Origin of the sequence: Microbacterium sulfonylureivorans, from assembly GCF_003999995.1 — a bacterium.
Lineage (GTDB): Bacteria > Actinomycetota > Actinomycetes > Actinomycetales > Microbacteriaceae > Microbacterium > Microbacterium sulfonylureivorans.
The window spans coordinates 499,673-510,661 of sequence record NZ_RJAD01000002.1; the positions used below are offsets into that span (position 1 = coordinate 499,673).

Annotated in this window: 10 protein-coding genes; 7 read left to right on the plus strand and 3 right to left on the minus strand. The window is 69.1% G+C overall.

The window, feature by feature from the left end; genetic code table 11:
* The first annotated feature begins 32 nt into the window (after positions 1-32).
* The 4 genes from EER34_RS11920 to EER34_RS11935 are packed head-to-tail and all read left to right on the plus strand — an operon-like array spanning position 33 to position 5,555.
* Entirely contained in the window at positions 33-482 is a 450-nt protein-coding gene (locus EER34_RS11920) for a preprotein translocase subunit YajC (protein ID WP_127475089.1), read from the plus strand.
* Between the two features lie 40 nt (positions 483-522).
* Entirely contained in the window at positions 523-2,262 is a 1,740-nt protein-coding gene (gene secD, locus EER34_RS11925) for a protein translocase subunit SecD (RefSeq protein WP_127475090.1), read from the plus strand.
* Positions 2,262-3,251 carry a protein translocase subunit SecF gene (gene secF / locus EER34_RS11930; RefSeq protein ID WP_127475092.1) on the plus strand — a complete coding sequence of 330 codons (990 nt, stop codon included), beginning with the start codon at positions 2,262-2,264 and terminating at the stop codon, positions 3,249-3,251. Before secD ends, secF begins: the two co-directional genes overlap by 1 nt.
* 54 nt (positions 3,252-3,305) lie before the next feature.
* Positions 3,306-5,555 (plus strand): RelA/SpoT family protein, encoded by a 2,250-nt coding sequence (locus tag EER34_RS11935; RefSeq protein WP_127475094.1) that lies wholly within the window; start codon positions 3,306-3,308, stop codon positions 5,553-5,555.
* Here the strand turns inward: EER34_RS11935 and EER34_RS11940 are convergent.
* The 3 genes from EER34_RS11940 to EER34_RS11950 all read right to left on the minus strand — a co-directional run bounded on the left by EER34_RS11940 (position 5,542) and on the right by EER34_RS11950 (position 8,307).
* Positions 5,542-6,099: a type IV toxin-antitoxin system AbiEi family antitoxin gene (locus EER34_RS11940; RefSeq protein ID WP_127475095.1), complete on the minus strand. Its 558-nt coding sequence runs from the start codon at positions 6,097-6,099 to the stop codon at positions 5,542-5,544. The two genes, EER34_RS11935 and EER34_RS11940, sit on opposite strands and share 14 nt — an antisense overlap.
* Positions 6,100-6,194: 95 nt before the next feature.
* The gene (locus tag EER34_RS11945; protein WP_240642357.1) at positions 6,195-7,376 is read right to left on the minus strand and encodes a DUF349 domain-containing protein; all 1,182 of its coding nucleotides are present in this window, start codon (positions 7,374-7,376) and stop codon (positions 6,195-6,197) included.
* A gap of 637 nt (positions 7,377-8,013) precedes the next feature.
* Positions 8,014-8,307: a dioxygenase gene (locus EER34_RS11950; protein WP_127475097.1), complete on the minus strand. Its 294-nt coding sequence runs from the start codon at positions 8,305-8,307 to the stop codon at positions 8,014-8,016.
* 164 nt (positions 8,308-8,471) lie between these two features.
* On the opposite strand from EER34_RS11950, the gene EER34_RS11955 reads away from it, so the two are divergent.
* The 3 genes from EER34_RS11955 to EER34_RS11965 all read left to right on the plus strand — a co-directional run bounded on the left by EER34_RS11955 (position 8,472) and on the right by EER34_RS11965 (position 10,981).
* Entirely contained in the window at positions 8,472-9,755 is a 1,284-nt protein-coding gene (locus EER34_RS11955) for a replication-associated recombination protein A (protein WP_420845978.1), read from the plus strand.
* A gap of 198 nt (positions 9,756-9,953) precedes the next feature.
* Positions 9,954-10,583 (plus strand): 30S ribosomal protein S4, encoded by a 630-nt coding sequence (gene rpsD, locus EER34_RS11960; RefSeq protein WP_127475101.1) that lies wholly within the window; start codon positions 9,954-9,956, stop codon positions 10,581-10,583.
* A 113-nt stretch (positions 10,584-10,696) separates the two neighbouring features.
* Complete coding sequence (locus tag EER34_RS11965) at positions 10,697-10,981, plus strand: ATPase (RefSeq protein WP_127475102.1); 285 nt, start codon at positions 10,697-10,699, stop codon at positions 10,979-10,981.
* Positions 10,982-10,989: the final 8 nt, after the last annotated feature.

A 10,989-nucleotide genomic window follows, 5' to 3' on the forward strand; every position in this document is an offset into this window, starting at 1 on the left:
GCGCGCCTGACCCGAAAGGTCACCTCACCTTCATGAACGAGTTCTTCACCAACTACGGCCTCATCATCCTGCTGGTCGTGCTCCTGGTCTTCATGTTCTGGAGCTCGCGTCGTCGGATGGCGAAGCAGAAGCTGGAGCAGGAGGCGCGCGCGCGTCAGACCGTGCCCGGCGCGGAGGTGCTCCTTCAGGGTGGGCTCTACGGCACGATCGTCTCGTACGACCCCGAGAACCTCGACCAGCCGGCAGTCGTAGAGATCGCCCCCGGCGTCGACATCAAGGTCCACAGCCAGGCCATCCTGCGCATCGTCGAGCCGACCGCGCCGCAGCAGACCGAGGACGACTTCCTCCCGGAGGCTTCCGCCCGGGTCGAGGACTCTGCGGTGGACGCCGCGGCGCCTGTGATCGACGACAAGACCGATGCCGCCGCGACGACCGACGTCGTCGACCCGGACGCCGAGCCCGGCACCAAGCCCCAGGCCTGACCCACCGGCTCCCTCGGGGGCCTTCCAGAAAGCGGAATCAGTGGCGACTTCCACTCCCGTCCGGCATGCGTGGCGCGCGCTGACCGGTCTCCTCGTGATCACGGCACTTCTGGCCGGGATCAACGCGCTCGGCGTCTACGTCTTCCAGCAGAGCTCCTGGGCTCCCTCGCTCGCACTCGACCTGCAGGGCGGCACGCAGATCGTCCTCGAGGCGCAGACCGAGGACGGCGCGGCCCCCTCGGACGAGCAGATGAACCAGGCCGTCACGATCATCCGCCAGCGCGTCGACGCCTCGGGCGTCGGCGAGGCCGATGTGACGACGCAGGCCGGCAACCAGATCGTCGTGCAGATCCCCGGCCAGGCCGACGAGGAGACGCGCAACCGCATCGAGGCGTCCGCGCAGCTGCAGCTGCGCGCCGTGCTCTACACGGGCTCGCCGGTGACGTCGTTCGTGGGCGACGACGGCAAGGAGACGCCGTTCCCGACGCCCGACCCGACGCTGCAGGCGACGCCGACCGCCGAGCCGACCGACGGCAGCGACGTCGCGTGGATCACGCCCAAGCTGCAGGCCGAGTTCCTCGCCTACGACTGCGCGAACCCGACGAACGACCCCGCCGACGCACCTGCGGATCAGCCGCTCATCACATGCGACCCCGACGGGACGTACAAGTACATCCTCGGACCGGTGGAGATGGACGGCTCGTCCATCGACGACGCCACCTTCGGCCTCCAGCAGAACAACGGACTCTGGGCCGTCAACCTGAAGTTCGACGACGAGGGCACGAAGACCTTCGGCGAGATCAGCCAGCGTCTCTACGGCGCCGAGCCTCCGCTGAACCAGTTCGCCTTCGTGCTCGACGGCTACGTGCTGTCCGCGCCCTCGATGAACGCGGTCATCCTCGGCGGAGACCCGAGCATCACAGGCAACTTCACGCAGGAGTCGTCGAAGGTCCTGGCCGACCAGCTCAAGTACGGCGCGCTGCCGCTGAGCTTCACCGTCGAGAGCTCGAACTCGATCTCCGCCACCCTCGGCTCGCAGCAGCTGCAGATCGGCCTCATCGCCGGTCTGATCGGTCTCGCACTCGTCGCGATCTACTCGCTGATCGTCTACCGAGCCCTCGGGTTCGTGATCATCGCGTCGCTCGCGGTCATGGCGGTGCTCACGTACCTGACGCTGTGCATCCTGGCATGGCGCATGGGCTTCCGCCTGTCGCTCGCCGGAGTCGCGGGCCTGATCGTCACGATCGGCTTCACGGCGGACTCGTTCATCGTGTACTTCGAGCGGATCCGAGACGAGCTGCGCGACGGCAAGTCGATCACCAGCGCCGTCGAGGACGGCTGGGACCGCGCGAAGCGCACGATCTACATCTCGAAGTCGATCAACATCGTGGCCGCCGTCGTGCTGTACATCCTGGCCGACGCCACGGTGAAGGGCTTCGCGTTCACCCTCGGTCTCACGACCGCGATCGACGTGCTGATCTTCATCCTCTTCACCCACCCGGTGATGCAGCTCCTGGCACGCACGAGGTTCTTCGGCGGCGGACACCCGCTGTCGGGGCTCGACCCCACTGCACTCGGCGCCGTGTACCGCGGTCGTGCGCAGTTCCGTGAGCCCGTTCCTGCCACGTCCACCACGGCCGCCGGTCGCCGCGCCGTCAAGTCCCGCGGCGAAGCCGCACGACGCCAGACCATCGCCGAGCGCAAGCAGGCCGAGCTCGCCGCGTCCGCGGCCGGCGACAAGTCGAAACCCGGCACGACCGCCAAGGAGGGAGACGACTGATGCGCTCCATGAGTCAGTTCGGCAACGACCTCTACACCGGCAAGACGTCCTTCCCGTTCATCGGGCGGCGTCGACTGTGGTTCCTCATCGCCGCCATCCTCGTGATCGGCTCCGCACTGGTGCCGGTGTTCCGCCCCATCCAGTTCTCCATCGAGTTCACCGGCGGGTCGCAGTTCACCGTGAGCAACGTCGCCGAGGCCGACCAGGCCCTCGCGACCGAAGCCGTGCAGTCGGTCGTCCCCGACGCGACGACGAAGGTCGTGACCGTCGGCGAGGACTCGGTCCGGGTTCAGACCGGTCAGATGACGGATGCCGAGAGCCGCGAGGTATCCGAGGCCCTCGCGACCGCCTACGACGTGCCGATCTCCGAGGTGAGCTATTCGTTCATCGGCCCCAGCTGGGGAGCCGACGTCACGCGTCAGTCCCTCTGGGGTCTCGCGATCTTCCTCGCGCTGACGTTCCTGATCCTCGGGCTGTACTTCCGCACGTGGAAGATGTCCGTCTCGGCCATCATCGGCCTCGTCGACGTGCTCGTCATCACGGTCGGCGTGTACGCGCTGTTCGGCTTCGAGATCTCGCCCGCAGCCGTGATCGGATTCCTCACGATCCTGTCGTACGCCTTGTACGACACGACGGTCGTGTTCGACAAGATCAGAGAGAATACGAGCGAGGACGGCGAGGTGTCGGGCAGGACGTTCGGCGAGTCGGTGAACCTCGCGGTGAACCAGACGCTCGTGCGGTCGATCAACACCACCGTGGTGGCCATCCTGCCCACCGGCGCCATCCTGTTCATCGGACTGCTGTGGACCGGTGCTCAGACGCTGACCGACCTGTCGCTGTCGATCTTCGTCGGCACGATCGTCGCGGCGTACTCCACGATCTTCGTCGCGGCACCGCTGTACTCACTGCTGCGTGAGAACGAGCCGGCGATCAAGGCGCGCGACGAGCGGGTGCTGACAGCCCGTGAGCTCGCGGGCACCCCGGCCTGAGGCCGTCCGACGCGGGCGTAGGATTGTGAGGTCCAGCGGAGGGGAGGGTATCGGATGACCGAGACCGTCCCCCCCGCCCAGACCTCGTCCCTCCGGCGCCTCGTCCCGCGGATCTTCTCGCGGTCGGCTCGACGCGACGACGTCGAGCAGCTTCTCCGAACGGTGCGCACGCACCACCCCAAGGGCGACCTGTCGATCATCGAGCGCGCGTATGCGGTCGCCGACCAGGCACACTCCGGGCAGACGCGGCAGAGCGGCGAGCCGTACATCACGCATCCGCTCGCGGTCGCGCAGATCCTCGCCGACCTCGGCCTCGGTCCGAAGGCGATCGCGGCGGCGCTGCTCCACGACACCGTCGAAGACACCGGGTACGCACTCGACACGCTGACGGCCGAGTTCGGCGACGAGGTCGCGATGCTCGTCGACGGCGTCACGAAGCTCGACAAGGTCAAGTACGGCGAGAGCGCGCAGGCCGAGACGGTCCGCAAGATGATCGTCGCGATGTCGCGCGACATCCGTGTCCTCCTCATCAAGCTCGCCGACCGCCTCCACAACGCCCGCACGTGGGGCTTCGTCCCGCCCGAGAAGGCGCGCAAGAAGGCCACCGAGACTCTCGAGATCTACTCGCCGCTCGCGCACCGACTCGGTATCCAGGCGATCAAGTCAGAGCTCGAGGACCTGTCGTTCGCCGTCCTCCATCCGAAGCTCTACGCCGAGATCGAGAGCCTGGTCAAGCAGCGCACCCCGCAGCGCGAGCAGTACGTGCAGAACGTGATCGACGCGGTCGACACCGATCTGCGTGAGCTGCGCATCCGCGGGCGTGTCATGGGTCGCCCGAAGCAGCTGTACTCGGTGTACCAGAAGATGGTCGTCCGCGGTCGCGAGTTCGACGACATCTACGACCTGATCGGCATCCGAATCCTCGTCGGGAGCGTGCGCGACTGCTATGCGGTGCTCGGTGCGATCCATGCCCGGTGGACGCCGCTTCCCGGCCGCTTCAAGGACTACATCGCCACCCCGAAATTCAATCTCTACCAGTCGCTGCACACGACGGTGATCGGCCCCGGCGGGCGCACGGTCGAGATTCAGATCCGCACGAACGAGATGCACCAGCAGGCGGAGTACGGCGTCGCCGCGCACTGGAAGTACAAAGAGCGCATGAACGGGGGCAAGACCGACTCCAAGTCGCTCGACACCGACATGGCGTGGCTCGCGCACATCTCGGACTGGCAGGCCGAGACGGCCGACCCCGGCGAGTTCCTCGACTCGCTGCGCTTCGAGATCGGCGCGAAAGAGGTCTACGTCTTCACGCCGAAGGGCCGCGTGATCGGTCTCCCCGCAGGAGCAACGCCGGTCGACTTCGGGTATGCCGTTCACACCGAGGTCGGGCACCGCACGATGGGCGCCAAGGTCAACGGCCGCCTCGTTCCGCTCGAGTCCGAGCTCAAGAGCGGCGACGTCGTCGAGGTCTTCACGTCGAAGAACCCGGATGCCGGCCCCAGCCAGGACTGGCTCGGCTTCGTCAAGAGCACCCGCGCGAGGAACAAGATCCGCGGCTGGTTCACGAAGGAGCGACGCGAGGAGGCCATCGAGCAGGGCAAGGAGGCGATCGCCCGCGCCATGCGCCGGCAGAACCTTCCCCTCCAGCGCCTGATGAGCCAGGATTCCTTCACCGAGGTCGCGCACCAGCTTCGCTACGAAGACGTGTCCGCCCTCTATGCCGCGGTCGGCGAAGGTCACGTGTCGACCCAGTCGGTGATCGAGAAGGTCACGGCGATCGTGAGCGCCAACGACACCGCGACGGGTCCGATCGACCTGCCGAGCGTCGGTCGCGCACGGCAGTCCCGCAACGGCGACTCGGGCATCCTCGTGCGCGGGGCCCCCGACATCCTGGTGAAGCTCGCCAAGTGCTGCACGCCGGTCCCGGGCGACCAGATCATGGGCTTCGTCACGCGCGGCAGCGGGGTGTCCGTGCACCGCGCCGACTGCACGAACGTCAAGAGCCTGATGGACGATCCCGAACGGCTCATCGACGTCGAGTGGGCCCCCACCACCAAGAGCGTCTTCCTCGTGCAGATCCAGGTCGAGGCACTCGATCGGTCGGGCCTGCTCAGCGACGTCACCCGGGTGCTCAGCGAGCATCACGTCAACATCCTCTCGGCGTCGGTCTCGACATCCAGCGATCGCCTCGCTCTGAGCCGCTTCGTCTTCGAGATGGGCGACATCGTCCACCTCGACCGGGTGCTGAATGCCGTGCGGCGCATCGACGCCGTCTACGACGTCTACCGCGTCACGTCGTCGTAGTCGCCGCCTCGGCCGCGGCGAGTCGGCGCAGCGGCGCGAGCGCGGCGCGCTTGTGGGGGAGTGCACCGCCGTGCAGTCGGGCGATCGCCTCATCCACGAGCTCTGCGCGCTCTGCCGCCATCAGCCTCGCCGCTCGGGTGTGGGCGTCGTCGGCCACCCGGCACAGGTCGACCAGTGTTCGCACCGGCGTCGTCACCCGCACGCCGCCCACGACCTCGAGGTCGGCGTCTGCCACGGCGAGGTCGCGATAGACGAGGTGGCGGACCGGAACCCGATGCAGCCGTCGTGGCACCGCTCGCTGCACGGTGTGGAGAGCAGGCGGATCGGGGAGCGCGCCGTGCACCCAGGCCGCCGTGAGATGGGTGGCGGCGAGGGTGTCGCCGAGCAGACCGGTCAGCGATCCGGCGCGCAGCGCGCGCGTCTCGACGGCATCCGCGGGGATGTACGCCTCACCGAGCTCCACCACATCGCCGTCGAGTCGCGCTGCAGAGAGCTCCGCGAGTGACAGCCGGTCATCGACGAAGTACAGGAACGGAGACGCCATAGGGGGAGTGTGCCGCACGGTCACAGGGCGGCGGACGCCTCATCCGCCGCCCTGTGGACAACCCGCGCGACCAGCCTCTTGCCGCGGAGGGCGGGTCAGCCGCCCAGCGCCTTGAGCCAGGACTTGCGCGCCTCGAGGGCGTCGCTGGCGTTCGCGATCGCCTTCTTGTCACCCGACTTCTTCGCCGCCGCGAGTTCGTCCTCGAGCTTCTCGATCGCATCCGTCAGCTGACGCGTCATGTCGTTCGCGCGCGCCTTGGTCTCGGGGTTGTTGCGCTTCCAGTCGGAGTCCTCGCGCGTGCGGAGGGCCTGCTCGATCTTGCGCAGGTCGTCGTCGAGGGCACGCTCGGCGTCGCGGGGGAAGATGCGGCCGATCTCGTCCCAGCGCCGCTGGATGCCGGTCAGGAGCGACCGTGCCTTGGCGATCTCCCGCTCGTCCGCGACCGCCTTCGCCTCGTCGAGGAGGGCCCGCTTCTGCTCGATCTTCTCTCGCGATGCCTCGGCGTCAGCGGTCTCACGCTCGATCCGCGCGGAGTAGAGCGCATCGCCCGCGGCCTTGAACCGCGCCCAGAGTGCGTCGTCGACCTTCTTGCCCGCGCGGCCCGCCATCTTCCACTCATCGAGGAGGTCGCGGTACGCGGGGATGCCGTCCTCGCCCTTGGGCGCGAGGGCCTCTGCCTTCTCGACCAGCTTCGTCTTGCGCTCGCGGACGCCCTTGTGGGCCTCGTCGAGCTCGGCGTAGAACTCGCGGCGGTGCTTGTCGACCGTCGAACGCGCGTCGCGGAACCTCTTCCACAGCTGCTGCGCGGCGGCCTTCGGGAGACGCGGTCCGTTCTGCTGCTGCGACTGCCACTGCTCGAAGAGCTCGTTCAGCTCGGTGGTGGCCTGCTTCCACTGCACGGAGCGCGGGTCGCGCGCCGCGAGAGCCTCGGCCTTCTCGACGAGTGCGGTGCGGTCGCGGACGGCCTCGTCGACGGCCTCTCGCGCCGCGGCGGCCTCGGTGGCGGATGCTGCAGCCAGCGTCTGCGTGAGCGCGGCCACGCGGGCCTCGAGACTCGCGAGGTCGCCGACGGCGGCCGCGCCCTCGAGCTTCGCCGAGACGGTGCGTGCGGCGCCCCGCAGATCGGATGCGGAAGCCCCGGCCCGACGGTGACGGACTTCGAGGAGCGTGACCTCGCTCGCCAGATCGGCGTACTTGCGCTCGAAGTACGCGAGGGCCTCCTCGGGCGAGCCGTCGGGATACTGGCCGACGACGCGCCATCCGGACGCCTCTCGCACCGAGACGGTGCCGTCTTCCTCGACGCGGCCCCACGGCTCGGTCGGCGACGCGTCGCGCGGGGCAGCGGTGGCGCCGGGACGCGGGCGGGGTGCGGGGCGCGGTGCTGCGACCGGCGACGGTGCCGGCGCCTGTGAACCTTCGGGCTCAGCGGCTTCGGGCTCAGCGACCTCGGGCTCGGCAGCCTCGGGCTCGGCAACCTCGGGCTCAGCAGTCTCGGGCTCAGCAGTCTCGGGCTCAGCAGCCTCGAGCGCAGCAGTCTCAGGCCCGGCGGCTTCGGCGACGGGCTCGGCAGCTTCAGCCTGGCGCTCGGTTGCGTCGGCGACGGGCTCTTCATCCGCCTCGACAGCTTCGACGACCGCCTCGGGCTCCGGCTCGACCGCTGGCGCGACGACGTCGTCCGCAGCAGGATCGGCGGCCGGGGACTCCGAAGCGGACTCGGACGCCTCGGTCACGGCCTCGGTGGTTTCGGTGTCGGGCTCGACGGATTCGCTGTCGGGACCGGTGGATTCGGGAGTGGACTCTGCTGCGGCAGTCACGGGATGCACCTCATCGCGGCTCACGCCGCCTGTGGGGGATGGACGGCTCCCAAGCCTAGTACGGCGGAGCGGTCCGCTCAGATGCCGAAGATGACGGCGCTCAGGGCGTGGGGGTCGGCGTCGCGCTCGTGGTGGGAGTCGGCGTCGTCGAGGTCGTGGGCGTGGGCGTCGATGTCACCGTCGGGGTCGGCACCGGCGCACCGGGACCGGTGACGAAGTACGCGGTCTGCGCGGCCAGCACGCCGACGACGAGCAGGCCACCGGCGATCCCCGCGATGAGGTTGTCCCGGGTGCGTCGCTTCGCCTGCCCGCGGTGGAACTCCTGACGCGCCTGATAGACCCGAGCTCGCTCTCGCGACTCGCGTGCTCCGCGATCCTTGCCACCGTTCGCCACGGATCCTCCTCCGCTCCGGGTCGCTGCCCGGGCCGGGTTGATCCTACGGGCCGTGATCACCGGCGGCAAAACGCGTCGCGCCGGGCGTCGGGCACGCGGACTAGCCTGGAACGGTGACCAGTCCGACCGCGCTCTTCCAGGGGCAGACGCCCCTCGCCGTGCGGATGCGACCCACCTCGCTCGACGAGGTCGCCGGTCAGGGCCACCTGCTGCGGCCGGGCTCACCACTGGTCACGCTCGCCAATCCGGAGGCCGCGGCCCGCGCGGCGACCTCGGTGATCCTGTGGGGGCCGCCGGGCACCGGCAAGACCACGCTCGCCCAGGCGATCGCGCGCTCGTCCGGCCGCCGCTTCGTCGAGCTCTCCGCCGTCACCGCCGGCGTGAAGGACGTACGTGAGGTCATGCAGGAGGCGCTCACCCAGCGCGACCTCTACGGGCAGTCGACGATCCTGTTCCTCGACGAGATCCACCGCTTCACCAAGGCGCAGCAGGACGCACTCCTCCCCGGAGTCGAGAACGGCTGGGTCGTGCTGATCGCCGCGACCACCGAGAACCCGTCCTTCTCGGTCATCTCGCCGCTCCTCTCGCGATCTCTCCTCCTGACGCTCAAGGCCCTCACCGACGACGACCTGCGTCTGCTCATCGATCGCGCCGTCGGCGATGCGCGCGGTCTTGCCGGCGCCGTCACGCTCGGCGACGAGGCCCGCGACGCACTGGTGCGTCTGTCGTCGGGAGATGCCCGACGCGCGCTGACGGCACTCGAGGCCGCGGCATCCTTCTCGGAGCCACCCGAGACCGATGGCGACCCGCCCGAGATCACCGCCGAGCACGTCGCGCAGGCCGTCGACCGCGCACTGCTGCGCTACGACCGCCAGGGCGACGAGCACTACGACGTGATCAGCGCATTCATCAAGTCGATCCGCGGGTCCGACGTCGACGCGGCGATGCACTACCTGGCACGCATGATCGAAGCCGGAGAAGACCCGCGGTTCATCGCCCGGCGCCTCATCATCTCGGCCGCCGAAGACATCGGACTGGCCGACCCTCAGGCGCTGCCGCTCGCGGTCGCGGCGGCCGATGCGGTCCAGCTGATCGGCATGCCGGAAGGGCGCATCCCGCTGGCCGAGGCGACCGCCTACCTCGCCACGACGGCCAAGTCGAACGCCGCGTACCTCGCCATCGACGCCGCCATCGCGGACGTCCGATCCGGCGGTTTCGGGCGCGTTCCCCTCCATCTTCGCGACGCCCACTACCCGGGCGCGAAGCGCCTCGGCCACGGCAAGGGCTACGTCTACCCCCACGACTCCGAGATCGGCGTCTCGGCGCAGCAGTATCTGCCCGACGAGCTCCATGGCCGTCGCTACTACGAGCCCACCAACCACGGTCAGGAGCGCGATGTCCAGGCGCGCCTGGAGAAGATCCGGCGGATCCTCGCGGGGGAGCGCTGACGCACGGCATCCGCTCGACGCGGGCGCGACGGCGCGTCTGGTAGACTTGACCGGCTCGAAACGCAGTTTTCGGGCATCCCCTCTCTTCTTTCACCAACCTTCCGGCATGCCCCGGCGTGCAGTCCGGACAGGGCGAAGAGATCGAGATACGTCCGCGAGCCGTGAAAGACACGGCCGCGTCATCGGAAGGAACACTTCGTGGCTACGAAGTCCCAGGACCGCCGCAAGGTCCGCCTCTCGCGCGCCCTCGGCGTCGCGCTGACCCCCAAGGCCGCCCGCTACCTCGAGAAGCGTCCCTACGCTCCGGGCGAGCACGGCCGCACCAAGCGCAAGCAGGACAGCGACTACGCCGTCCGTCTCCGCGAGAAGCAGCGTCTGCGCGAGCAGTACGGCATCCGCGAGAAGCAGATGCGCAACACGTTCAACGAGGCGCGCCGCACCCAGGGCCTGACGGGTGAGAACCTCGTCGAGCTCCTCGAGATGCGTCTCGACGCCCTCGTGCTCCGTGCCGGCTTCGCCCGCACCACCGCACAGGCGCGCCAGCTCGTCGTGCACCGCCACATCCTCGTCGACGGCCAGCTCGTCGACCGCCCGTCCTTCCGCGTGAAGCCGGGTCAGCTCATCCACGTCAAGGCCAAGAGCGAGGGCACCGAGCCCTTCCAGGTCGCAGCCGCCGGCGGTCACGCCGACGTCCTGCCCCCGGTCCCGGCCTACGTCGAGGTCGAGCTCGACAAGCTCCAGGCCCGCCTCGTGCGTCGCCCCAAGCGCGCCGAGGTCCCCGTGGTCTGCGACGTCCAGCTCGTCGTCGAGTACTACGCAGCCCGCTAACGGCTCGCGAACGCGTTTCGCACGAAGGGCGTCGGGGAGACCCGACGCCCTTCGTCGTTTCCGCCTACGATGGGGGGATGCCGCGCCCGGCGGCCCCGCGAGGAAGTGGTGACATGAAGAACGTGCTGTGGTTCCTGTTCGGCATCGCCGGCGGGTTCGTCGTCGCACACCTCATGAACAAGGACCCGCGGGGTCACGAGATCCTCGCCGAGGTCGACGCCCGCATCTCCGAGTTCACCGACCGCATCGGCGACGCCTACCGCGAGCAGGAGGCCCTCATCTCGGGCCTGGTCGACGACGTGAAGGATGCCGCCGCCGGTGCCGCCGACGCGGCACGGTCCGCCGCATCGGACGCCGTCGACACGGCGGCAGACGCGGCCAAGAAGCTCACCGACTGACCAGCGGC